The following is a 23,475-nucleotide window of genomic DNA, read 5'->3' on the forward strand; positions in this document are numbered from 1 at the left end:
CGGCGGCAGCTCCACGGGCAGCGGCACCGGCCGTTTGGCCACCCGATCGTCGCCGGACGAGCGGCCGTGCAGGTGCCGCGCCAGCCAGGGCAGCAGGTGTCGCCGGGTCCAGGCCAGCTCGGCGCGCACCACCTCGTGGCGGGGGCGAGGGATTGCCGCCGGCAGCGGACGCGACCACGAGTCGTCGTAGCTGGGCAGCCCGGCCGTGTACGCCAGGCCGCCCTGCGCCCGCGCCAACGCGAGGGCGAACCGGTCCGCCCAGCCCCGGTAGCCGCCGGCGCCGTCCGGGTCGTCCAGGCCCTCCGTGGTGCTGTCACCGATCGCTACGTACCGCCGCCACAGCACGAGCGCCAGCTTACGAGCCGCGCGGCCGTCTCTCACCGGACGGACGCGCGGTGGCCCGCCGCGCCGAACGGCTCGACCAGGAACCGTCCGGCCCCGACAAACCGTGCCCGGTCAGAGCCAGCCTGAGCGGCGGAACAGCCGGTACAGGGTGAACGCGGCCAGGGCCATCACCAGCAGGGCGCCCGGGTAGCCGTACCGCCAGCCGAGCTCGGGCATGTGGGCGAAGTTCATGCCGTAGATGCCGGCCACCGCGGTCTGCGTCGCGGCGATGGCCGCCCACGCGGCGATCTTGCGCATGTCGTTGTTCTGGTCCACGGTGAGCTTTGCCAGCCGGGCCTGCAGCAGCGAGTTGAGCAGGTCGTCGTACGTGCCGATCCGGTCTACCGCCCGGGTCAGCCGGCCCTCCACGTCGGCGAACCAGCGATGCAGCGCCGGCGGCGGGCCGTCCCGCTGCTCCAATAGGGCGCGCAGCGGCGCCGGCAACGGCAGGACCGCCCGCTTGAACTCCACCACCTCCCGTTTGAGCTGGTAGATGTGCTGGATGTCGGCGTCGCGGTCGCGGGCGAAGACGCGTTCCTCCACCCGCTCCAGGTCCCGCTCCAGGTGCGCGGCGACCTCCAGGTAGAGGTCGACCATCCGGGCGCAGACCGCGTACGCGACCGCCCACGGCCCCTCGGCCAGCACGCCCGGCCGGCGTTGGATCTCCTCTCGTACCGCGGTGAGGGCGCCCGCCGCGCCGTGCCGCACGGTGATCACGAACCGGTCGCCGAGGAACACCATCACGTCCCCGGTGTCGATCACCTCGGAGGTGTCGGTCAACTCGGCGTGCTCGACGTAGCCGGCCGTGCGCAGCACCAGCAGCGTCACCGCGCCGTGTCGTTGCACGGTGGGGCGGTGCCCGCCGGCGAGGGCCTGCGCGACGCTCAGCTCGTCCAGCCCGAAGGTGTGCCCGACCGCGGCCATCACGGCGGCCCCCGGATCGTGCAGGCCCAGCCAGACGAACGACCGGCGGGCGCGGCGGACCCGCGCGTACGCGTCGGCGTAGTGCGGGCGGCCCGGCTCCCGCCGGCCGGACACGTAGACCGCGCAGTCCACCACCGCGTCCGGATTGGACCGCCGCGCCGGCACCGCCGCTTCCGTCCCGCGTCCCAGCAGGCGGGCGAGCAGGGTGGGGATCAGCCGACCACTCCGCCGGGTCCGCGCTGTCGACCCGTCCACCACGCACCTCCTTCGGCAACTCCAGCTCGGCGGGCGGCCATAGTTCGGCCTCTGCGCCGCTAGGCGGCGCTCCGGACCGAATGAAGGCCGGTCTGGTGCCGCGCCGCGACCTGGAGCCGCCGTCCGCCGGGAACTGACGGCCTACCGTACGGCGTGCGGACGGGCCGGCGGTGTCCGGCCCGCGTCAGCGGGTGGCGGTGGCGAAGACGACGATGTTGTCCGGGTAGCTGCCGGTCCGCGGGTTGAACCGGCCGCCGCAGGTGATCAGGCGCAGCCGCGCGTCCGCGCCACCGCCGTAGACCCGGTGGGTGGGGAAGTGGTCCTTCGGGTACGCCCCGACACCGTCCACGGTGAACGCGGCGACCCGCCCGTCGGCGCGGGTGACCCGGACGGTGTCGCCGGGACGGAGCCGACCCAGGTCGAAGAAGACCGCCGGACCGTCCTGCGTGTCGACGTGCCCGACGATGACCGCGTTGCCGGCCTCGCCCGGCGTGGGGCCGGGACGGTACCAGCCGGTGATCTCGGGGTGGTCCAGCGGCGGTACCTCCAGCGCGCCGTCGTCGTCGGTGGCGACCGGGACGATGCCGGCGTCGACGCCGATGCGGGGGATGGCGATGCGGACTGGTTCGGAGCGGGGGAGCACCGGCCCGGGTGGACCGGAGCGTTCGGCGGACGGGGCCACTGCGGTGCCGGGCTGCGGTGGCCGGAGGGATGTGGTCCCGAGACCGGCGGCGACCATGCCGGTGCCGGTGGCTCCGGCGATGGTGACCACGGCGACGATGGCGGCGGTCCGGGCCTTCGACGGCCCTTCCCCGGGGCTGTTGTGCGGCGACAGGTCCCACCTCCGGTTCGACGTGGGCGTGATGCCCGCGCCGGTTGTCGCCCGGCGCGGGCACCCTTGCTCAGGGATGGTGTGGCGCGACCGTCAGGCCGCGGTGCCGACCCGCCGTCGGCGGCGCACCAGCACGTACGTTCCGCCGGCGACCGCCGCGGCGGCCAGGGCACCGCCGGCGACGAGCACTCCGGTGTCGCCGTCCTTGCCGCCGGCACCCGCCGGGGCGCCGCCGACCGGCGTGGCTCCGATCGCGATGACTGTGAAGGTGGCCGTGCCACCGTTGCTGCCGTTGCCGCAGGTCGTGGTGACCGTGTACGTGCCGAGGGTGAACCCGGCGGTGAAGAGTTCCGCGCTCAGTCCGCCGCCGGCCGCGGCCGTGGTGGACCGGACGTTTTCGTCCCGGTTGGGCCCGGTGACGCGGAAGATCGCGTCACCGTCCTTCGGGTTGCACTCCGTCGTGGTGAGCACGACCGTCCCGCCGACCGGGGTGGTGGCGGGCGACACCGTGGTGTCCGCGAGCGCGGCGGCCGGCATCACGAGTGTGCCGAGGCCCACGCCGATCGCCGCCGATCCGAGGATTCTCTGTGCCTTCATCCGCGTCTTCCCTCACTCTTCGTCCGCTGACTGCGTGGGACGTCGTTCGGGTGGCCAACTCCGTGACTAGCACCGGTGTGGCCAACACTAGGAGGGTTGCGACGGTCACTCGGCGTAAATGAGAAATCCTCGTTGCCGTCACGTGTCCTCCCTCCCGCCGGAGAGCGGCGGACATGCCCGCCCAGCCGCGCCCGGATCGCCCGCACGTCACGGCCCCTTCGCGTCGCTTGTCCCGTTCGGGCTGAGCCTGATCGGCACCGGTTCCCCCGGGTGTCGGTGTCCCGAGTGCCGGAAATGCCGCCAGGTCCCGGCCGGGCGATACCGCTCGTCGTTCGGGACGGACCGCTCGCCGCACCCCGCCGACCGCTCCCGGCTGCTGTGCCGTCGCTCAGGTCGCCCGGGTGAGCGCGAGAACTACAGTCGGCAGGGGCACCACCGGATAGATGGCCACGCATATCGCGGTGAGGAGCGAGTCGATGACCAGTCGCGCCGGCGTCGAGGTCACCGGCCCTGTCGGTCCCCGCCACGAGCAGATCCGCACCCCCAAGGCGCTGGCCTTCCTCGCCGAGCCGCACCGCGCGTTCGACCCGCGTCGACGGGACCTGCTGGACCGGCGCCGCCGCGCCGCCGAGCCGGTCGCGGTCGCCGACGACTTCGCCGACTTCCGCACCGTGCCGGCGTACGAACGGATGCCCTGACCGAGGACCCACGCGACGCGGAGGTGGGCGATGAGCACGACCACGACGGACATCGGGGCTCTCGCCGCCGCCCTGCGGGCCGCGATCGGCGCCGACCGGGTGATCAGCGACCGGCAGGAACTGCGCACCTACGAGTGCGACGGGCTGGCGCAGTACAAGGTGGTCCCGGCCCTCGTCGCGCTGCCCGCCGACGCCGCGCAGTGCGCCACGGTGGTGCGGGCCTGCGTCGCCGCCGGCGCGCCGTTCGTCGCCCGCGGCTCGGGCACCGGGCTGTCCGGCGGGGCGCTGCCGCACGCCGACGGCGTCCTCGTGGTCACCTCCCAGATGCGCGACATCGTCGAGGTCGCGCCCGAGGACGAACGGGCCGTGGTGCAGCCCGGCGTGATCAACCTGGCGATCAGCCGGGCCGCGAACCCGCACGGCTACTACTACGCGCCCGACCCGTCCAGCCAGCAGATCTGCTCCATCGGCGGCAACGTCGCGGAGAACTCCGGCGGCGCGCACTGCCTCAAGTACGGCTTCACCATTCACCACGTCACCGGCGTCGAACTGGTCACGCCGGACGGCGAGCGGGTACGCCTCGGCGGCCGCGCCCCGGACACCCCCGGCTACGACCTGCTCGGCGCGTTCGTCGGCTCCGAGGGCACCCTCGGCATCGCCACCGAGGTCACCGTGCGGCTGACCCGGCTGCCCGAGACGGTACGGACGTTGCTCGCCGCGTTCGGGACCACCGACCAGGCCGGCGCGGCCACCTCGGCGATCATCGCGGCCGGGGTGGTGCCGGCGGCGGTGGAGATGATGGACGCGCTGGCCATCTCGGCGGCCGAGGCGGCCGTGCACTGTGGGTACCCCGAGGGCGCCGGGGCGGTGCTCATCGTCGAGCTGGACGGCCCGGCACCCGAGGTGGACGCCCAGTTCGCCCAGGTGGAGGCGCTGTGCCGGGAGAACCGGGCGTTCGAGATCCGGATCGCCGCCGACGACGCCGAGCGGGCACTGTTCTGGAAGGGCCGCAAGTCCGCGTTCGCCGCCGTCGGCCGGATCAGCCCCGACTACATCGTCCAGGACGGGGTGATCCCGCGGACCGCCCTGCCCGAGGTGCTGCGCCGCATCGGCGAGCTGTCCGCCGAACGCGGCATCCGGGTGGCGAACGTGTTCCACGCCGGCGACGGCAACCTGCACCCCCTGGTCCTCTTCGACGCCGCCGCCGACGGGCAGGCCGAACGCGCCGAGGAGGTCTCCGGCGCGATCCTCGACCTCTGCGTGGCCCACGGCGGCTCGATCACCGGCGAGCACGGCGTCGGCATGGACAAGGCGAAGTTCATGCCGCGCATGTTCACCGCCGACGACCTGGACACCATGCACCTGCTGCGCTGCGCCTTCGACCCGGCCGGGCTGGCCAACCCCGGCAAGGTCTTCCCGACGCCCCGGCTCTGCGGGGAGATCCCCGGCCGCCGCAAGGGCGTCAACCCGGCCCAGGCGGCCGGCCTGGCGGAGGTGTTCTGATGCCCGCCGACCGGACCCTCAACCAGCTCCGGGCCACGTGCCGCAGCGCCGACCCGGTGCGCGCGGCGGGGGAGGGCGACCACATCGCCGGCGTGCCCGCCCGCTACGTCGCCGCGCCCCGCGACACCGCCCAGGCCGCCGCGCTGCTGCGCGCCGCCGCCGACCTCGACCTGGCGGTGACCTTCCGGGGCGGCGGCACCCGACAGGACTGGGGCAGCCCGCCCCGCCGCCTCGACCTGATCCTCGACACCACCGCCCTGGCCGGCGTCGTCGAACACGCCGCCGGTGACCTGATCACCGTGGTCCGCGCCGGCGCCCGCCTCGACGCACTGGCGCCCGTCCTGGCCGGCGCCGGGCAGAAACTCGCCCTGGACGCGCCGCTGCCCGGCGGCACGGTCGGCGGCGCGGTCGCCACCAACGCCGCCGGGCCGCGCCGGCTGCTCTACGGCACTCCGCGCGACCTGCTCATCGGCGTCACCCTGGTCCGCGCCGACGGCGTGGTGGCGCACGCCGGCGGCAAGGTGGTCAAGAACGTCGCCGGCTACGACCTGGGCAAGCTGGTCACCGGGGCGTACGGCACGCTGGGGCTGATCACCGAGTGCGCGTTCCGGCTGCACCCGCTGCCCGCCGCGGTCGCCTACGTCGCCCGGACCGTCGACGACGCCGCCGAGGCGGGCCGGCTCGCCGCCGCCGTACGCGGGGCGCAGCTCGTGCCGGCCGCGCTGGAGGTGGACGCCCCGGTCACCGGCCCCGCCACGGTGACCGTGCTGGTGGAGGGCACCCCGGCCGGGGTGGCCGCCCGGGCCGACGCCGCCCGCCGGCTGCTCGGCGTCGACGCCACCGTGGCCGACCGACCCGGCGCCGACTGGGGGCGCCTGCCGTGGCGGCCCGGGGACACCGGGCTGAAGCTGACCGTTGCGCTGTCCGGCGTACCCCGGCTGCTCGCCGACGCCCGGGCGGCGGCCGACCGGCACGGGCTGCCGCTGGCGCTGCGCGGCTCGGCCGGCGTCGGCGTCCTGTACGCCGGCCTGCCCGGCACGGCCGACCCGGCGCGGGTCGCCGCGCTGGTCGACACGCTGCGGGCGGCCACCGCCGCCGCGGCCGGGCACACGATCGTGCTCACCGCGCCCGCGGCCGTGCGGCAGCGGGTCGACCTGTGGGGCCCGGTCGACGGCCTGGCGCTGATGCGCCGGGTCAAGCAGCGCTTCGATCCGGACGCCCGGCTGGCGCCCGGCCGGTTCGTGGGAGGCATCTGATGTCCGTCCCCCAGCAGCCCGCTGACTCCCCGCTCACCTCGCCCGGCAGCGGTCACCCCGCCGACGGCCCGCACGACGTGCTCGCCGCGGCCGCCCGGACGCCCGGGGCGGGCGCCTTCGACGCGTACCACCCGCCCGCCGCGGAACTGGTCGCCGACTGCGTCCACTGCGGCTTCTGCCTGCCCACCTGCCCCACCTACGTGCTGTGGGGCGAGGAGATGGACTCGCCGCGCGGACGTATCCACCTGATGAAGCAGGGCCTGGAGGGCGAGCCGCTGACCGACTCCATGGCCACCCACTTCGACCGCTGCCTCGGTTGCATGTCCTGCGTCACCGCCTGCCCGTCCGGGGTGCGCTACGACCGGCTCATCGAGGCCACCCGGCAGCAGGTGGAACGCCGGCACCCCCGCGGCCCGCGGGACCGCGCCCGGCGGGCGGCCGTGTTCGCCCTCTTCCCCCACCCCAGGCGACTGCGGCTGCTGCGTGGGCCGCTGCGCGCGTACCGGGCCAGCGGGCTGCGCCGGCTGCTCCGGCGGACCGGGCTGCTGGCCCGGCTGGCGCCCACCCTCGCGGCGCTGGACGCCCTCACCCCGCCACTGCGCCGGCCACCCCGGCTACCCGCCCGGCTGCCCGCCGTCGGGACCCGCCGCGCCGTGGTCGGCATGCTCACCGGCTGCGTGCAGAGCGCGTTCTTCCCCGAGGTCAACGCCGCCACCGCCCGGGTGCTCGCCGCCGAGGGCTGCGACGTGGTGATCCTGCCTGACCGGCAGGGCTGCTGCGGCGCGCTCAGCGTGCACAACGGACGCGACGCGGAGGCCCGCCGGTTCGCCCGGCGGCTGCTCGACACGTTCGCCGCCGGCGGCATCGACTACTTCGTGGTCAACGCGGCCGGCTGCGGCTCCACCCTCAAGGAGTACGGGGAGCTGCTCCGCGACGACCCGCGCTACGCCGCGCTCGCCGCCGACTTCGCCGCCAAGGCACGCGACCTGTCCGAACTCCTCGACGAGCTGGGCCCGGTCGCTCCCCGGCACCCGCTGCCGGTGACCGTCGCCTACCACGACGCCTGCCACCTGGCCCACGCGCAAGGGGTCCGCGACCAGCCCCGCCGGCTGCTGCGCGGCATCCCCGGGCTGGAGCTGCGGGAGATCGCCGACCCGGAGCTGTGCTGCGGCTCGGCGGGCGTGTGGAACGTGCTTCACCCCGGGCCGGCCGCCGAACTCGGCGACCGCAAGGCCCGCACCGTGCTGGCCACCGGGGCGCGGCTGCTCGTCACCGCCAACCCCGGTTGCCTGATGCAGGTCGCCGCCTCGGTGACCCGCGCCGGCGGCCAGCTCGCGCTGGCCCACACCGCCCAGGTCCTCGACGCGTCGATCCACCACCGACACGTCGAGGAGTTGCTGCACGGAAGGGCCCCTTCTTAACGCGTCGCGCAGGGAAGGGGCCGCTCTTGACGCTCACCACCGTCCCAGAAGCGTTGAGGTGACCCATGTTCGACCAGTTCACCGTCGTCACCGACCCGGTCGGTGACTCAGTCGCGCTCTCGGCCATCTTCGCGGTCCTGCCGCTGCTCACCCTCTTCGTCCTGCTCGGCGTGCTCAAGCTGCGCGCCTGGCTGGCCGGGCTGATCTCCCTCGCCGTGGCGCTGGTCGTGGCGGTCGCCGTCTACGCCATGCCGGTCGGGCAGGCGCTGCTGTCGGCGACCGAGGGCGCCGCGTTCGGCTTCTTCCCGATCCTCTGGATCGTCATCAACGCGATCTGGGTCTACAACCTGACGGTCGAGAGCGGACACTTCGACGTGCTGCGCCGCTCCTTCGAGCGGGTCAGCCCGGACATGCGGGTGCAGGCCATCATCATCGCGTTCTGCTTCGGCGCGCTGCTGGAGGCCCTGGCCGGCTTCGGCACCCCGGTGGCGATCACCGTGGTGATGCTGATGGCGCTCGGCTTCCGTCCGATCCACGCCGCCTCGGTGTCGCTGCTGGCCAACACCGCGCCGGTCGCGTTCGGCGCGCTCGCCACCCCGATCGTCACCCTGGCCAGCGTCAGCAGCGGCGCCAACGACGACGCCCGGCTCACCGTCGACACCCTCGGCGCGATGGTCGGCCGGCAGACCCCGCTGCTCGCGGTGGTCGTGCCGCTGATGCTGGTCGCCCTGGTCGACGGGCGGCGCGGCGTCCGGCAGACCTGGCCCGCCGCGCTGGTCGCCGGGCTCAGCTTCGGCCTGGCCCAGTTCGTCGCGGCGAACTACATCTCGGTGCCCCTGACCGACATCGTCGCCGCGCTGGTCTCGGCCGCCGCCGTGGTGCTGCTGGTCCGCGTCTGGCGCCCGCAGACCCCGGCCGATCTGGGCCGCGCGCCGGCCACCGTGCCCGCCGCACGTGGCCCCGCCGAGGCTGAGCCGGCCGGTCCCGGCCCGGTCCGCGCCGGTCACGCCGCGGGTACGAGCACCGCCGCGCCCGGGCTGGCCGGCTCCGGCGGACAGGCCCCACCAGGGGACCCGTGGATCGACGAGAACGCACCCGCCGGCCGACACCGCGCGGACGACCAGGACCTCGCGCCGCGCCCGGCGGACCCGTACCCGGCCGCCGGCCCCCGGCCCGCCGACACCCCCGTCGAGGTGGCCCGGGCGTACGCGCCCTACCTGATCATCATCGCGATCTTCTCGATCGCCAACCTCGGCCCGGTCAAGTCGGCCCTGGCCGGCGAACCGTGGACGGTCAAGTTCGCCTGGCCCGGCCTGGACATCCTCGGCGGCAACGGCAAGGCGCTCTCCTCGACCACGTTCACCTTCAACTGGCTGCCCGCCGCGGGCACGTTGATGATCCTGGCCGGCGTCCTCACCGCCCTGGTGCTGCGGGTCTCCGCCGGCCGGGCGCTGCGCGCGTACGGGCGCACCTACGCCGAACTGCGCTACGCCATCGTCACCGTGATGGCGGTGCTCGCCCTCGCGTACGTGATGAACCAGTCCGGGCAGACCAACACCCTCGGCGCCTTCCTCGCCGCGGCCGGCGGGGCGTTCGTCTTCCTCTCGGCGATCCTCGGCTGGATCGGCGTGGCGGTGACCGGCTCGGACACCTCGGCCAACGCGCTGTTCGGCGCGTTGCAGGTGCAGACCGCGGCGCGCGCCGGACTGGACCCGGTGCTGCTGGCCGCGGCCAACTCCTCCGGCGGGGTGCTCGGCAAGATGATCAGCCCGCAGAACCTGGCGATCGCCGCCGCCGCGGTCGGCATGGCCGGCCGGGAAGGGGAGATCTTCCGGAAGGTGTTCGGCTGGAGCCTGGTGCTGCTGCTGTTCATGTGCGTGCTGGTCGCGTTGCAGGGCTCCCCGGTCCTCGACTGGATGGTGCCCTGACCGAATGCGGGCCCGGGCGGCGGTCCCCGCGCCCGGGCCCGCACCGCCCGGCGGTTGGCCGGTTCGGCCGCGTAGCCCGGCGGCCCCTGGATAGCGTCAGGTCACGGGCGGGGCGGTGCCTGCCAGGGCGGTCCGGAGGGGCGGGTGGAGTCGGCGAGCGGCCCGCGGGAGCGGACCGGGGCGTTCTGGGCCGGGCCGCTGCCCGAGGCGCTGCGGGCGATCCGGGCCGGTGACCAGGGACGCACCCAGGCCGAGGCCGGCCGGCTGCTGCGCGAGCACGGGCCCAACCAGGTCGAGGTGGGCCGCCGGCGGGGGTGGCGGCTGCTGCTGACCCAGTTCACCAGCCCGATCATCCTGATCCTGCTTGCCGCGACGGTGCTGTCGATGGCCCTCGGCGACCTCACCGACGGAGTGATCATCCTGGCCATCATCGTCGCCAGCGGCGGGCTGGGATTCTGGCAGGAACGCGCCGCCGGACGCGCCGTCGACGCCCTCCAGGCGCGGGTGCGGGTACGGGCGGAGGTGATCCGCGACGGCCGGGAGGTGACCGTCCCGGTGCCCGAGGTCGTCGTCGGTGACCTGGTGGTGCTGCGCGCCGGGGACGTGGTGCCGGCGGACTGCCGGTTGATCGACGCCCAACGGTTGCAGGTGGACCAGTCGGCGCTGACCGGCGAGGCGTTCCCGGTGGAGAAGACGCCGGGGGAGACCCCGGTGGACGCCGACCTGGCCCGGCGGACCAACGCCCTGTGGATGGGTACGCACGCGGTCAGCGGCACCGGGCGGGCCGTGGTGATGCGCACCGGCCGGGACACCGCCTTCGCCGGGGTGGCCGGCCGGGTCGCCGCCCGTCCGGCCGCCACCGGCTTCCAGCGCGGCCTGACCCGCTTCGGGCTGCTGCTGGTCCGCATCATGGTGGTGCTGCTCGTGGCGATCTTCGTGGCGAACCTGGTGCTGGGCCGCCCGATCATCGACTCCCTGCTGTTCTCCCTGGCGCTGGCCGTCGGGCTGACCCCGCAGATGCTGCCGGCGATCGTCGCGGTGAGCCTGTCCGCGGGGGCCCGGATGATGGCCGCCGAGCGGGTCATCGTCAAACGGCTCGAGGCCATCGAGGACTTCGGCGCCATGACCGTGCTGCTGACCGACAAGACCGGCACGCTGACCACCGGAACGGTCACCCTCACCGGCAGCCTCGACGTGTGCGGCCGACCCGACGACGAGGTGGGCCGCCTCGCCCGGCTCAACGCCGGCCTGCAACGCGGCTTCCACAACCCGATGGACACCGCGATCATGCACGGCCGGCCGGCCGCCGACGAGCACCGCAGGATCGCCGAGGTCCCCTACGACTTCACCCGGCGGCGGCTGTCCGTGCTGGTCCAGGATCACGACACCCGAAAGTTGATCACCAAGGGTGCGCTGTCGTCCGTGCTCGACGTGTGCGCCACCGCCCGGACCGACCACGGGCTCGTGCCGCTCGACGAGGTCCGCGACGAGGTGCAGCGGCGGTTCACTGAGCTCAGCGCCCGGGGCCACCGGGTCCTCGGCGTCGCCGTGCGACCCCGGCCGGACGCGACCACCGCCACCCCGGCCGACGAGACCGGGATGACCCTCGTCGGGCTGCTCGCCTTCCAGGACCCGCCCAAGCCCGACGCGGCGTCGGCCATCGGCCGGCTGGCCCGCATGGGCATCTCCGTACGCCTGATCACCGGCGACAACCGGCACGCCGCCCGCCACATCGCCCGGGAGGTCGGCCTCGCCGGTGAGCCCATGCTCGGCGCCGACATCGCCGCCTGCCCGGACGCCGACCTGGCCGCCCGGGTCGCCCACACCGCCGTCTTCGCCGAGGTCGACCCCACCCAGAAGGAACGCGTCCTGGCCGCGCTGCGGGCCCGCGGCGCCGTCGTCGGGTTCATCGGCGACGGCATCAACGACTCGCCCGCCCTGCACGCCGCCGACGTCGGCATCTCCGTGGACACCGCCGTCGACGTCGCCAAGCAGGCCGCCGCGATCGTCCTGCTCGAGAAGAGCCTGGACGTGGTGGCCGACGGCGTCCGGCTGGGCCGGCGCACCTTCACCAACACCCTCAAGTACATCCGGGTCAACACTAGCGCCTCGTTCGGCAACGTGGTCAGCATGAGCGTGGCCACCCTGGTCCTGCCGTTCCTGCCGCTGCTGCCGCGTCAGGTCCTGCTGCTGAACTTCCTCTCCGACATCCCGTACACCACCGTCTCCACCGACCACGCCGACCCGGAGCAGTTGCAACACCCACGGGCCGTCGACGTCCGCGCGATCCGCCACTTCATGCTGGTGTACGGCCCCATCAGCATCGCCTTCGACCTCGTCGCCCTGGCCGTGCTGCACTGGTGGTGGCACATCTCCACCGACGTCTTCCGGACCGCCTGGTTCATCCAGTTCACCGTCACCGAGATCATCGTGCTGATGGTGCTGCGCACCAACCGGGCCTTCCTGCGCAGCCGCCCGTCTGCCACCCTGCTCGGCACCGGCACGCTGCTCGCCGCGGTCACCGTGGCCCTGCCGTACAGCCCGCTCGCCCGGCCCCTCGGACTGGCCCCGCCACCGGTCCCGGTGCTCGCCACCCTCGCCGTGCTCGGCGTCGCGTACGTCGCCGTCAACGAGCTCACCAAACGCCGGATCCCGCCCGATCACCTGGTCACCAACTCGCGGTCCGACGGCTGAGCCGCGCGTTCCCGTGACCAACGGCCCTACCCAGGTCTTGGTCCCGATGCTGGTCCGCGCCGCCAGCCGGTGAATCCGCCGCTGCCGGCCGGTCGAGGGTGCCGCGACTGGGGCGGGCACCCCGACCGGCCGGGCGTCCGTCGGTCAGCCGGCCGGGACCGCCTCCGGCAGCGGCGCGCCGGTCTCCAGCAGGCTCTTCAGGCTGGCCAGCAGTTCCGGCCAGCCGCCACTGCCGTCGAGCTGGCCGCTGATCGCCCGGTGCATCTCACTGTCGGGGGAGAAGTCGTCGTGGGTCACGGTCAGCCGGACCGCTTCGCCGTGCGGTACGAGGTCGAAGGTCACCTTCGACCGCCGTTCCCGGAGGCGTTCGGTGAGCGCCTCGTCGGACCAGCCGAAGTGGGCCGCGTGTTCGGGCTGGAAGCTGTGCCAGCTGTAGGAGAGCCGGCGGTACGGCTCGGCCACCAGCACCCGCTGGCCGATGTCCTTCGGCTCCGCGTCCGGCGCGTCCTGCCAGAGCACCGGCGACCCGACCCGCCAGTCGGAGACCAGCGCGACCCCGCCCCAGTAGCGGCGGGTGAACTCCGGCTCGATCAGCGCCCGCCAGAGCCGTTCCGGCGTGGTCCGGATGTAGGTGGTGTAGACGAATGTGGGGTTCTCCATGGGCTCCCGCTCCAATGCTGTCTGCAGGTCGGCGAGGGCACGCGCGCGTTCCCGGTGGTAGCGGCCGATCCAGCGGTCGGCGACGGCGTTGATCGGGGCCGCGTTGAGGTGGTGCAGCTTCTCGCGCCCCCGTCGCGTTGTGGTCACCAGCCCGGCCGCCTCCAGCACCGCGAGGTGCTTGCTCACCGACTGCCGGGTCATGTCGAGCCCGGCGCAGAGTTCGCGCAGGCTTTGCCCGTTGCGGACGTTGAGGCTGTCGAGCAGCCGGCGACGGCTCGGATCCGCCAGCGCCCGGAACACCTCGTCCACCGCTCACCCACCCTCGATAAAGGCAGCCACAAGGTTGCCTTTCCTCACCATAGGCAGCCGGATGGCTGCCTGTCCAGCGCGCGGACGCGCCGCCAGCGGGGGGAGCTAGCCTCCTAGGACGCCTTAGCGGATGTGACACCCCGGGACGATGCTGCGACCGGCGTCGTGACCGCCTCAACGACCGGGGAGACGACCGCCACCGTGGCGGACAAGGCGAAGGGTCGCGACGACCGGATCAACCTCGGTGACCGCGTCTCCGGGTAGCCCACCCCGGGTCCCGGGGCGAGCCCGGAGTCAGCGCTCCGGAACGGGGGCGTCCAGCAGGCCGTCGCGCACCTCGCGACCGGCGAGCGGCTGGTCCAGCCGGATCCGGACCGACCGGGTCTCGCCGAGATCGCCGCCCGACCACCACCAGCGCGAGGGCGGACGCATCGAGACGTGCAGGACGACCGTGCCGGCGTCCTCCCGCGCGGTCGCCCGGTGCAGCACGAAGTCGGGGTGGGTCTCGACGAGCGCCACGATCACGTGGGGATCGGCGGTGCGGTCGTACGCCTGGACGGCCACCCCCTCGGAGGCCGGCCGGAGCAGATCGTGGGCCACCGGCACCGCCCCGATCGCGAGCACAGCGAGGAGCACGAGGGCCCCAGCCCGGGGTCGCCGCCACCGCTTCATCGCCGCCTCCTAGGGGAGCAGTCCGGCCCGGCGGGCCGCGACCACGACTTCCAACCGGGTGTGCGCGCCCAGCTTGCGCATCGCCGAGCGCAGGTAGCTCTTCACGGTCTCCGGGCGCAGCCCGAGCTGCCCGGCAACGTCGGTGTTGGTGCAGCCCAGCGCCACGCAGGCCAGCACGTCGGTCTCCCGGGGCGACAGCGTCACCGCCGGGGTGTCGAGCCGGCGGGCGGCGTGGGCGAGCCGGTCGGCCACCGCGTCGAGCCGGTCGCGCAGTTCCGGGTCGTCGATCCGGCGCAGCAGCCCGCGTAGTTCGGCGTGCGCCTGCCGGACCTGCTCCCACTCCGGTCCGGCCGGATCGCGGTCGGGCCAGGCCGGGGCGGCCGGCAGGGTGGCCAGCGCCGTGCGGGCGGCGTCCCGGTCGGCGAGTCGGCGTTCCAGGTCCCGGCCGATGTCCATGGCGGCGGCGACCAGGCGGTCGCCGAGGGGCAGCCGTTGGCGTACCGCGCCGTAGAGGACGGCGCGCACCTCGCGGCGTACCACCACGGGCACGGCCACCACCGAGCGCAACCCTTCGGCGGAGACCGGCACGTCGTATTCGTGGCTGATCGAGCGGGCCGCCGGGTAGTCGTCGACCCGCAGCGGCAGGCCCAGCGCGAGAGCCTTGCCGCCCAGCCCGGCGCCGGCGGTGATGGCCAGCCCGCGCAGCGCCGCCGTGGTGGTGCCGGCCAGCTCGGTGATCGTCATCCGGGGCGGCCCGCCGGGCTGCACCAGCCCGCCGAAGGCGACCGGCAGCCCGGTACCGCGGCGCAGGGTCAGCAGGGCGCCGCGGACCTGGTCGGCGTCGTCGCGCGGATACAGCTTCGCCACCGTCGCCACCTCCCCGGGTCCACCGGGTGGTCCCGCCACCCCCATCCGGGGGTAGTGAGACGTACGTCACCCGACTGAGGATCAGCCTACTGCGCGCGGCGGCGTCCCCTCGCCGCGCGTTCAGGCGTGAAGGAAGGAAACCCCATGGCCACCACCGGCACCGACGCCTTCCGCGCGGCGCGCGACCTGCTGCTCGCGTACCGCGAGGACCCCGACACCGCGTACGCGACATTCCGCTGGCCACGACTGGACGAGTTCAACTGGGCGCTGGACTGGTTCGACGTGCTCGCCGCGGACAACGACGACACCGCACTCTGGATCGTCGAGGCCGACGGGGGAGAGGGCCGCTGGTCGTACGCGGAGCTGTCCCGCCGCTCGAACCGGGTGGCGAACTGGCTGCGCGCCCGGGGCGTGCGGGCCGGGGACCGGCTGATCCTCATGCTGGGCAACCAGCTCGAACTCTGGGAGACGATCCTGGCGGCGATCAAGCTGCGCGCCGTGATCATCCCGGCGACGCCGCTGCTGGGCCCGGCGGACCTGGCCGACCGGCTGGCGCGCGGCGCGGCCCGGCATGTGGTGGTCGGGGCCGAGCACACCGGCAAGTTCGCCGCGCTGCCCGGCGACTACACGCGGATCGCGGTCGGCGCGCGGGTCGACGGCTGGCACGCCTACGCCGACGCGTACGAGGCGTCGGACGTGTTCGCGCCCGACGGGGTGACCCGGGCGGACGATCCGTTGTTGCTCTACTTCACCTCCGGCACCACCGCGCGGCCGAAGCTGGTCGAGCACACCCACGCGTCGTACCCGGTGGGGCACCTGTCGACCATGTACTGGATCGGGCTCCGCCCCGGCGACGTGCACCTGAACATCTCCTCGCCGGGGTGGGCCAAGCATGCCTGGAGCAGCGTGTTCGCGCCGTGGAACGCGGGTGCCACGGTCTTCGTCTACAACTACTCCCGCTTCGACCCGGCCGGGATGATGGCGGCGATGGACCGGTGCGGGGTGACCAGCTTCTGCGCGCCGCCGACCGTGTGGCGGATGCTGATCCAGGCCGATCTGACCCAGCTGCGGACCCCGCCGCGCAGCGTGGTCGGTGCCGGGGAGCCGCTGAATCCGGAGGTGATCGAGCAGGTCGAGGCGGCCTGGCGGGTGACCGTCCGGGACGGGTACGGGCAGACGGAGACCACCGCGCAGATCGGCAACCCGCCCGGGCAGCCGGTGCGGCCGGGCTCGATGGGGCGTCCGCTGCCCGGGTACGTGGTGACCCTGGTCGACCCGGTGACCGGCGAGCCCGGCGACGATGGTGAGGTGTGCCTGGACCTGGCGCACCGGCCGACCGCGCTGATGGTCGGCTACCACGGCGACGAGGAGCTGACCGCCACCGCGATGCGGGACGGCTACTACCACACCGGGGACATCGCCTCCCGGGACGCCGACGGCTACCTGACGTACGTGGGACGCACCGACGACGTGTTCAAGGCCTCGGACTACCGGGTGTCGCCGTTCGAGCTGGAGAGTGTGCTGCTGGAGCACGAGGCGGTGGCGGAGGCGGCGGTGGTGCCGTCGCCGGACCCGGTGCGGCTGGCGGTGCCGAAGGCGTACGTGGTGCTGGCCGAGGGGTGGGGCGCCGACGAGAAGACCGCGGCGGCGATCTTCGCGCACTCGCGGGAGCGGCTGGCGCCGTACCTGCGGGTGCGCCGGTTGGAGTTCGCCGAGCTGCCGAAGACCATCTCGGGGAAGATCCGCCGCACCGAGCTGCGCGCCGCCGAGCGGGACAAGTACGCCGGGGCCGAGGCGCGGCCGGCCGGCGAGTACCGCGAGGAGGACTTCCGGTGAGTCTGCCGTCGTATGCGAGCGGGGTCTCCGACGCCCCGCTGCTCGGTGACACCATCGGCGCGAACCTGGTCCGCGCGGTCGAGGCGTACCCGGAGCGGGAGGCGCTGGTCGACTGCCCGAGCGGCCGGCGGTGGACGTACGCCGAATTCGGCGCCGCGGTGGGTGAGCTGGCCCGCGGCCTGCTCGCGGCGGGGGTGGGCAAGGGCGACCGGGTCGGCATCTGGGCGCCGAACTGCCCGGAGTGGGGTCCTCGTCCAGTACGCGACGGCGACCATCGGCGCGATCATGGTGAACATCAACCCGGCCTACCGGCGGCACGAGCTGGAGTACGTGCTCAACCAGTCCGGGGTGGGCCTGCTGGTCTCCTCGCCGGGCTACAAGACCAGCGACTACCGGGGCATGGTGGAGGCGGTCCGGGAGGACTGCCCGGGGCTGCGCCGGGTCGTCTACCTGGGCGAGCCGAGCTGGGACGACCTGGTGGCCGGTGGGGCGTCGGTGCCGGCGGACCGGCTGGCCGCGCGGGCGGCGGAGTTGAGCTGCGACGACCCGATCAACATCCAGTACACCTCGGGCACCACCGGGTTCCCGAAGGGCGCGACGCTGTCGCACCACAACATCCTCAACAACGGCTACTTCGTGGGGGAGTTGGTCCGCTACACGGAGGCGGACCGGATCTGCCTGCCGGTGCCGTTCTATCACTGTTTCGGCATGGTGATGGGGAACCTGGCGGCCACCAGCCACGGCGCCTGCATGATCATCCCGGCGCCGACCTTCGACCCGGCCGCGACGCTGCGCGCGGTCGCGACCGAGCGGGCCACCTCGTTGTACGGGGTGCCGACGATGTTCATCGCCGAGCTGGGCCTGTCCGACTTCGCCTCCTACGACCTGTCGTCGCTGCGGACCGGCATCATGGCCGGCTCGCCGTGCCCGGTGGAGGTGATGAAGCGGGTCATCACCGACATGCGCATGGCCGAGGTGGCCATCTGCTATGGCATGACCGAGACGTCGCCGGTGTCCACTTAGACCCGGCACGACGACGACCTGGACCGGCGGACCGCCACGGTGGGGCGGGTGCTGCCGCACGTGGAGGTGAAGGTGGTCGACCCGGCGACGGGGGTGACCGTGCCGCGCGGCGAGCCGGGGGAGCTGTGCACCCGGGGCTACTCGGTGATGCTGGGCTACTGGGACGAGCCGGAGAAGTCCGCCGAGGCGATCGACGCGGCGCGCTGGATGCACACCGGCGACCTGGCGGTGATGCGCGACGACGGTTATCTGACCATCGTCGGCCGGATCAAGGACATGATCATTCGGGGCGGGGAGAACGTCTACCCGCGCGAGATCGAGGAGTTCCTCTACCGGCATCCCAAGATCGCCGACGTGCAGGTGGTCGGCGTCCCCGACGAGCGGTACGGCGAGGAGGTTCTGGCCTGTGTGATCCTGCGCGACGGGTACGACAACCTGACCGTCGAGGAGGTGGCCGAGTTCTGCCGGGACCGGCTCGCCCACTACAAGGTGCCCCGGTACGTGCGGGTGATGGACGCCTTCCCGATGACGGTCAGCGGCAAGGTCCGCAAGGTCGAGCTGCGGCGCGTCGGGGTCGCCGGGTGACCGGCACGCCGGTCACTCCCCGGTGCGTCCGTCGATCAGCTCGCGGACGACATCGAGGTGACCGGCGTGCCGGGCGTACTCCTGCAGCACGTGGAAGAGGATCGTTGCGAGGGTTGGCCGGTTGGCCTCGTCGGTGAACCGGCCGCCCAGCGCGGCGGGCGCGGCCAGCGGGGTCGCTTCGACGATCTCCCGGGTCCGTGTCCCGCCTCGGCGCAGCGCGGCCGTCAGGTCGGCGATCGTCTCGTCCGGGGCGACGTGCCAGCGGTCGTCGGCCCGGTCGCCCCACGGATCCGGCACCGGCTCGCCGAGGAACCCCCAGACCAGCCAGCGCCGCTCCATGTAGGTCAGGTGCTTCACCAGCTCGGCTGGCGTCCAGCCGGAGGGCACCCGGGCGGTCCGGGCCTGCGCGTCGGTCAGCCCGGCGAGCCGGTCGGCGACGGTGTCCCGGTAGTAGTCGAGATAGGTGAGGAAGAGGGCGGGCACGTCCGACGACGGGCCGGGCTCGGGGAACGGTACGCGCATGCCCGGCAGTATGCCCGCCGATCGTCCCAGGGGGGCGCGGATCGGCTTGGCGGCCACGGCGTACCTGGTCCGGCACCAGCTCCGCCCGCTGAGGTAGCCGCCGGCGCCGCCCGAGCGCCCCGCCGCGTCGGTGGGCAGGCGTACCCTGACCGTCCGATCCGCGGCGGATCGGTGGGGGAGGGGCGGTGGGACACGTCTTCGTCAGGCTGGCCGGGCACGGCGCCCGGCTGGTGCCCTACTGGCCGTACCGGTTTGCCGGCGGGCCCGCCCAGCCCACCGTGGAGGTCACTGTGTTCGGGTCCGACGGTGGGCGGCGCGCGGTGGTCGGGCCCGGCACGGCGCCGGTGCCAGGTGTGGTGGACGTGGACGCGGGGCCGCAGGGGGACTGGCGGCTGGAGGTGGGGCCGTTCAGTCTCTGCTGGCCGCCGGGTTTCCACGTGGAATCGCCGGCGGATGCGGCGGACAGCACGCCGTGCTACCTGCTCGGACCCGACGAAACGGTGATCTTTCCGCAGGGTCCGGTGCCGCTCGAGCGGCTGGCGGCACCGGATGCCCTGGTCGCACCTGGGCAGCGGGTCGTCGACCGGCGGGTGCTGGACGACGACATCGACGTGGTGGAGTTGGCGTACGTGCACGACGGCGCGCCGTGGCGGCAGGCGTACTGGGTGATTCCGGTGGGGCTGGACAAGGCGCTCGTTCTGACCGGGCAGGCGCCCGAGGCGGCGGCCCCGACCGTCCGTGCCGCCGGTGACCGGATGGCCGCCACCGTGACCGGTGTCCCCGCCTAGCGCCCGCAGCCCGCGCTGGGCCGCGCGAGGGAATCGTATGCGGGGTGGACGTCACGCCCGCCAGAACTGGCGGGGTGCATACCCCTCGCGGCGCAGCCAGTGTTCGGTGTAGACGATCCGCTCCGCCGGCACCACGACCAGCGGCCCGGTCGGCGGCTCGTCCAGCGCCCGCGACCGCTCCACGTGGTCGGACTGCCAGCGGTACGCCGGCCAGTGGTGGTCGAAGTCCGGGTCACCGACATGCAGCACCCGGGCTTGGCCGAAGACCTGCGCGCCGCGGCTGCTGGCCTGACCGACCAGCGGTGCGAAGACCCCGATGGACACCCGCGGATCGGCGGCGATGTTGCGCATCTTCGGCGAGGTCGCCACGGCGGTGAACATCAGGGTGAAGTCGAGGTGGAAGTAGCGCACCGGGGTGGCGAGGGGACCGTCCGGGCCGGTGGTGGCCAGCACGCACATGTTCTGCGAGGAGAACAGGTTGAGGATCCGCTCCTCGAGGCGGTCGCGGTCGAGGCGGGCGGTGGGGGCGGGACCGGCGAGCCAGGGATTGGTGACGGGCATGCGTGATCTTCTCACCCGGCCCGATAGTGGGGCTGCGAGCCCGGCCACGTACCGGTCATCCTGACCGGATGGACCTCTCCCTCCAGACGGCCGCTGGCGGTCGGCCACATGACAGCCGCCGGGCGTGACGGTACGGCCGCTTCGGACCCGGCGGGGCGCGCGGTGCGAACCGCCGGCCCCGGCGGGCGCGGTCCTGCTCTTCGACGGAGTTTTCCTGCTCCGCCCTGAGCTGCGCGAGCACTGGGACGTGACGGTGTACCTGCACGTCGATCCGGAGGAGACGCTGCGCCGGGCCCTGACCCGGGACGTCGCCCTGTTCGGGTCGGCCGACGTGGTGCGGCAGCGTTACCGCGAGCGGTACCTGCCCGGCCAGGAGCTCTACCGGGCCGAGGCGCGGCCGGCGCAGCGGGCGGATGTCGTGCTCGACATGGCGGACCCGCACCATCCGGCGGTGGTGCGGTGGACGGATCCGGCACCGTAACCCGGTCGGCGAAAGCCGGGACCGCTGGTAGGTTCGCTGGCCGTGACGGGGACTGCGGGGGAACGGCTGGGCGGGCGCTTCGCGCGGCTCTGGGCGGCCAGCACCATGTCGGCGCTGGGCAGCGGGATGGCGACGGTGGCCGCGCCGCTGTACGTCGCGTCGCGGACCGACGATCCGCTGATCGTGTCGGCGGGTGCCGCGGTGGCGTGGCTGCCGTGGTTGCTGTTCGCGCTGCCCGGCGGGGTGCTCGTGGACCGGGTGGACCGGCGCCGGCTCATGGTGGTCATCGACTGGGTACGGGTGGCCGTCCTGGTGGTGCTGGCCGCCGCGATGGTCACCGACCGGGCCGGGGTGGCGCTGCTGTATGCGGTGCTGTTCGTGGTCAACACCGGTGAGGTGGTGTTCCGCTCCGCCGCCCAGGCGGTCGTGCCGGCGGTGGTGCCCCGGTCGAGGCTGGAACGGGCCAACGGCTGGCTCGGCGGCGGCACCCAGGTCATGCAGAACATGGTCGCCGGCCCGCTCGGCGGCTTTCTCTTCGTGGTGGCTCCCGCCATTCCGTTCGGCGTCAACGCCGGCACGTACGCGCTCAGCGCCGTGCTGGTCGGCCTGGTCGCCGGGACGTACCGCGGCTCGTCGGAGCCGGGCCGGCGCCGCTCGGTCCGCGCCGAGGTCGCCGAGGGGTTCCGCTGGCTGCTCTCGCAGCGGCTGCTGCGCACCATGACCCTGCTGATCGGCATGCTCAACGTCACCCTCACCGCCGCCCTGGCGGTGCTGGTGCTGCTGGCCACCGACCGGCTGGGTCTCGGCTCGGTCGGCTACGGCGCGCTGTTCACCTGCCTGGCCGTCGGCGGGCTGCTCGGCTCGGCTGTCGGTGACCGGCTCGTCGCCGCGATCACCGCGACCTGGACGATCCGGATCGGCCTGCTGATCGAGGCCGGCCTGCACCTGGCCCTGGCCGCGTCGCGCAGCGCCGTGGTCGTCGGGCTGGCGCTGTTCGTCTTCGGCGTGCACGGCGCGCTGTGGAACATGGTGGCGAACTCGCTGCGGCAGCGGCTCACCCCACCCGCGCTGCTGGGCCGGGTGGGCAGCACGAACCTGTTCCTCGCCGCCGGTGGCAACTGCGTCGGCGCGCTGCTCGGCGGGGTGGTCGCCGACCGGTTCGGGATCACCGCGCCGTACTGGGTGGGTTTCGTGGTCGCGCTGGTGGTGATCGCGGTGACCTGGCGGGTCTTCGACCGGGCGACGGTCGCCGCCGCGTACGCATCCGGCTCCGCCCCCGCGGCGCCGGAGACCCCGGCGAGCGTCGCCTGACGGGCTCGGTGCCGTAGGGCCGGGCGGCCCGTCGTGGGGGCCGCGCCGGACGGGCGCGGGGAATGTGACAGCGTGGGCGGGTGGACCCGTCCCCGGTCGACGTCGACCTCGCGCTGGTGGGTGGCGGTGGTGCCGCCTCGCTGGTGCTGGCCGCCCTCGACCGGCACGACCTGACCGGCCTGCGGATCGCCGTGGTCGACCCGGTGCACAAGCGGGGCCAGGACCGCACCTGGGCGTTCTGGGACACCCCCGGCAGCGACCTCGACCCGCTGCTGAGCGCCAGCTGGTCGCGGGTCGAGGTGGTCACGCCCGCCGGCCGCCGCGTGCTGTCGCTCGACCCGCTGCGGTACGCCATGCTCCGCTCCGCCCCGGTCTACGACCGGGCTGCCGCGGCGGAACGCCGTCTCGGCGCGCTGCGGATCGGCGCGCCGGCCGGGGCGCTGCACGACGACGGCCACCGGGTGACCGTCCACGACCCGGACGGGCGGGTGCTGGTCCGGGCCGGTTGGGTGCTGGACTCGCGGCCCCGGCCGCCGGAGCGGCCCGGCCGGACCACCTGGTGGCAGCATTTCCGCGGCTGGTGGCTGGCGGCCGACCGGCCCACCTTCGACCCGGACCGGGCGGTGCTGATGGACTTCCGCACCCCGCAGCCCGCCCGGGGCGTCTCCTTCGGCTACGTGCTCCCGGTCGACGACCGGTACGCGCTGGTCGAGTACACCGAGTTCGGACCCGCGCTGCTCCCCGACGCGGGATACGACGCGGCGCTGCGCGGGTACGCGGCCCGGCTCGGCCTGGACCTGACCGCGCTGCGGGTGCGCGAGGTGGAGAACGGGATCATCCCGATGACCGACGCCCCGCTCCGGCCCCGCCCGTCGCCCCGGGTGGTCCGGCTCGGCACCGCCGGCGGCGCCACCCGACCGTCCACCGGGTTCACCTTCGCCGCGATGCTCCGGCAGGCCGACCAGGTCGCCCGGGCGCTCGCTGGGGGCCGGCCACCGGTGCCGGCGCCCGCTTACCCGCGGCGGCACCGGTGGCTGGACGCGGTGGCGCTGCGCGCCCTGGACCGGGGGCACGTCGACGGGGTGGAGTTCTTCGCCCGGCTGTTCGACCGCAACCCGCCCGAGCGGGTGCTGCGCTTCCTCGACGGCGTCACCTCACCGGCCGAGGAGCTGGCGGTGATGCGGTCCACACCGCTGCTGCCGATGACCGGCGCGCTGCTCGGCGACGCCGTCGACCGGGCGCGCGCCCGGCTGCGCCGCGGCCCGACCCCCACCCCCGGGCCGAAGGGCGGGCCGTGGGCCGCCGGTCAGGCCGGCTCGTAGGTGGTAATCACCACCTTGTCGTGGCGATGGTGTCGACCATCTGGTG

20 protein-coding genes and 3 pseudogenes are annotated in these 23,475 nt (G+C 74.1%); 14 read left to right on the forward strand and 9 right to left on the reverse strand.

Annotated features, from left to right (window positions below; genetic code table 11):
- Positions 1-219 precede the first annotated feature (219 nt).
- From FXF52_RS44005 to FXF52_RS09740, 4 genes and pseudogenes are all read right to left on the reverse strand, one after another.
- Positions 220-345 (reverse strand): annotated as a pseudogene (locus tag FXF52_RS44005) (SGNH/GDSL hydrolase family protein); the annotation flags it as partial.
- Positions 346-456: 111 nt separating this feature from the next.
- Entirely contained in the window at positions 457-1,563 is a 1,107-nt protein-coding gene (locus FXF52_RS09730) for a magnesium and cobalt transport protein CorA (protein WP_148795622.1), read from the reverse strand.
- Positions 1,564-1,747: 184 nt separating this feature from the next.
- The gene (locus FXF52_RS09735; RefSeq protein ID WP_148795760.1) at positions 1,748-2,302 is read right to left on the reverse strand and encodes a class F sortase; all 555 of its coding nucleotides are present in this window, start codon (positions 2,300-2,302) and stop codon (positions 1,748-1,750) included.
- 186 nt (positions 2,303-2,488) lie between these two features.
- The gene (locus tag FXF52_RS09740) at positions 2,489-2,992 is read right to left on the reverse strand and encodes a hypothetical protein (protein ID WP_148795624.1); all 504 of its coding nucleotides are present in this window, start codon (positions 2,990-2,992) and stop codon (positions 2,489-2,491) included.
- A gap of 476 nt (positions 2,993-3,468) precedes the next feature.
- Between FXF52_RS09740 and FXF52_RS09745 the strand changes: the two genes are divergently transcribed.
- From FXF52_RS09745 to mgtA, 6 genes are all read left to right on the forward strand, one after another.
- Positions 3,469-3,690 carry a hypothetical protein gene (locus FXF52_RS09745; RefSeq protein WP_187413405.1) on the forward strand — a complete coding sequence of 74 codons (222 nt, stop codon included), beginning with the start codon at positions 3,469-3,471 and terminating at the stop codon, positions 3,688-3,690.
- A 30-nt stretch (positions 3,691-3,720) separates the two neighbouring features.
- A complete protein-coding gene (locus FXF52_RS09750; protein WP_148795628.1) occupies positions 3,721-5,193 on the forward strand; it encodes an FAD-linked oxidase C-terminal domain-containing protein in 1,473 nt (490 codons plus the stop codon).
- Positions 5,193-6,449: an FAD-binding oxidoreductase gene (locus FXF52_RS09755; protein ID WP_148795630.1), complete on the forward strand. Its 1,257-nt coding sequence runs from the start codon at positions 5,193-5,195 to the stop codon at positions 6,447-6,449. The genes FXF52_RS09750 and FXF52_RS09755 overlap by 1 nt, the downstream gene beginning before the upstream one ends.
- Positions 6,449-7,870, forward strand: coding sequence for a (Fe-S)-binding protein (locus FXF52_RS09760; RefSeq protein ID WP_148795632.1), 1,422 nt, complete (start codon positions 6,449-6,451; stop codon positions 7,868-7,870). Before FXF52_RS09755 ends, FXF52_RS09760 begins: the two co-directional genes overlap by 1 nt.
- A 65-nt stretch (positions 7,871-7,935) precedes the next feature.
- Positions 7,936-9,798 (forward strand): L-lactate permease, encoded by a 1,863-nt coding sequence (locus tag FXF52_RS09765; protein ID WP_148795634.1) that lies wholly within the window; start codon positions 7,936-7,938, stop codon positions 9,796-9,798.
- 144 nt (positions 9,799-9,942) lie between these two features.
- Positions 9,943-12,492 (forward strand): magnesium-translocating P-type ATPase, encoded by a 2,550-nt coding sequence (mgtA, locus tag FXF52_RS09770; protein ID WP_187413406.1) that lies wholly within the window; start codon positions 9,943-9,945, stop codon positions 12,490-12,492.
- A gap of 144 nt (positions 12,493-12,636) precedes the next feature.
- Here mgtA and FXF52_RS09775 read toward each other — a convergent pair whose 3' ends face one another.
- From FXF52_RS09775 to FXF52_RS09785, 3 genes are all read right to left on the reverse strand, one after another.
- Entirely contained in the window at positions 12,637-13,461 is an 825-nt protein-coding gene (locus FXF52_RS09775) for a metalloregulator ArsR/SmtB family transcription factor (RefSeq protein WP_148795638.1), read from the reverse strand.
- Positions 13,462-13,755: 294 nt separating this feature from the next.
- Positions 13,756-14,133, reverse strand: coding sequence for a hypothetical protein (locus tag FXF52_RS09780; RefSeq protein ID WP_148795640.1), 378 nt, complete (start codon positions 14,131-14,133; stop codon positions 13,756-13,758).
- A 9-nt stretch (positions 14,134-14,142) separates the two neighbouring features.
- Positions 14,143-15,000 (reverse strand): helix-turn-helix transcriptional regulator, encoded by an 858-nt coding sequence (locus tag FXF52_RS09785; RefSeq protein WP_255471827.1) that lies wholly within the window; start codon positions 14,998-15,000, stop codon positions 14,143-14,145.
- Positions 15,001-15,144: 144 nt separating this feature from the next.
- Between FXF52_RS09785 and FXF52_RS09790 the strand changes: the two genes are divergently transcribed.
- From FXF52_RS09790 to FXF52_RS43835, 4 genes and pseudogenes are all read left to right on the forward strand, one after another.
- The gene (locus tag FXF52_RS09790) at positions 15,145-16,836 is read left to right on the forward strand and encodes an AMP-binding protein (RefSeq protein ID WP_148795643.1); all 1,692 of its coding nucleotides are present in this window, start codon (positions 15,145-15,147) and stop codon (positions 16,834-16,836) included.
- Positions 16,833-17,021: pseudogene (locus tag FXF52_RS43825) on the forward strand (AMP-binding protein); the annotation flags it as partial. The gene FXF52_RS09790 and the pseudogene FXF52_RS43825, both read left to right, overlap by 4 nt.
- 100 nt (positions 17,022-17,121) lie before the next feature.
- Positions 17,122-17,961 (forward strand): annotated as a pseudogene (locus tag FXF52_RS43830) (AMP-binding protein); the annotation flags it as partial.
- 174 nt (positions 17,962-18,135) lie between these two features.
- Entirely contained in the window at positions 18,136-18,444 is a 309-nt protein-coding gene (locus FXF52_RS43835) for a hypothetical protein (protein WP_305069345.1), read from the forward strand.
- A 12-nt stretch (positions 18,445-18,456) separates the two neighbouring features.
- Here FXF52_RS43835 and FXF52_RS09800 read toward each other — a convergent pair whose 3' ends face one another.
- Positions 18,457-18,966, reverse strand: a complete 510-nt coding sequence (locus FXF52_RS09800) for a DinB family protein (protein WP_148795645.1) — start codon at positions 18,964-18,966, stop codon at positions 18,457-18,459.
- A 185-nt stretch (positions 18,967-19,151) separates the two neighbouring features.
- On the opposite strand from FXF52_RS09800, the gene FXF52_RS09805 reads away from it, so the two are divergent.
- Complete coding sequence (locus FXF52_RS09805; RefSeq protein WP_148795648.1) at positions 19,152-19,754, forward strand: hypothetical protein; 603 nt, start codon at positions 19,152-19,154, stop codon at positions 19,752-19,754.
- Positions 19,755-19,805: 51 nt separating this feature from the next.
- Here FXF52_RS09805 and FXF52_RS09810 read toward each other — a convergent pair whose 3' ends face one another.
- Positions 19,806-20,315 (reverse strand): pyridoxamine 5'-phosphate oxidase family protein, encoded by a 510-nt coding sequence (locus FXF52_RS09810; RefSeq protein WP_148795650.1) that lies wholly within the window; start codon positions 20,313-20,315, stop codon positions 19,806-19,808.
- A gap of 124 nt (positions 20,316-20,439) precedes the next feature.
- Between FXF52_RS09810 and FXF52_RS09815 the strand changes: the two genes are divergently transcribed.
- The 3 genes from FXF52_RS09815 to FXF52_RS09825 all read left to right on the forward strand — a co-directional run bounded on the left by FXF52_RS09815 (position 20,440) and on the right by FXF52_RS09825 (position 23,429).
- The gene (locus tag FXF52_RS09815; RefSeq protein ID WP_148795652.1) at positions 20,440-20,796 is read left to right on the forward strand and encodes a hypothetical protein; all 357 of its coding nucleotides are present in this window, start codon (positions 20,440-20,442) and stop codon (positions 20,794-20,796) included.
- A 42-nt stretch (positions 20,797-20,838) separates the two neighbouring features.
- Positions 20,839-22,107: an MFS transporter gene (locus FXF52_RS09820; RefSeq protein WP_255471828.1), complete on the forward strand. Its 1,269-nt coding sequence runs from the start codon at positions 20,839-20,841 to the stop codon at positions 22,105-22,107.
- A gap of 80 nt (positions 22,108-22,187) precedes the next feature.
- The gene (locus FXF52_RS09825; RefSeq protein WP_148795654.1) at positions 22,188-23,429 is read left to right on the forward strand and encodes a lycopene cyclase family protein; all 1,242 of its coding nucleotides are present in this window, start codon (positions 22,188-22,190) and stop codon (positions 23,427-23,429) included.
- Positions 23,430-23,475: the final 46 nt, after the last annotated feature.

Origin of the sequence: Micromonospora sp. MP36 (genome assembly GCF_008119785.1) — a bacterium.
GTDB lineage: Bacteria > Actinomycetota > Actinomycetes > Mycobacteriales > Micromonosporaceae > Micromonospora.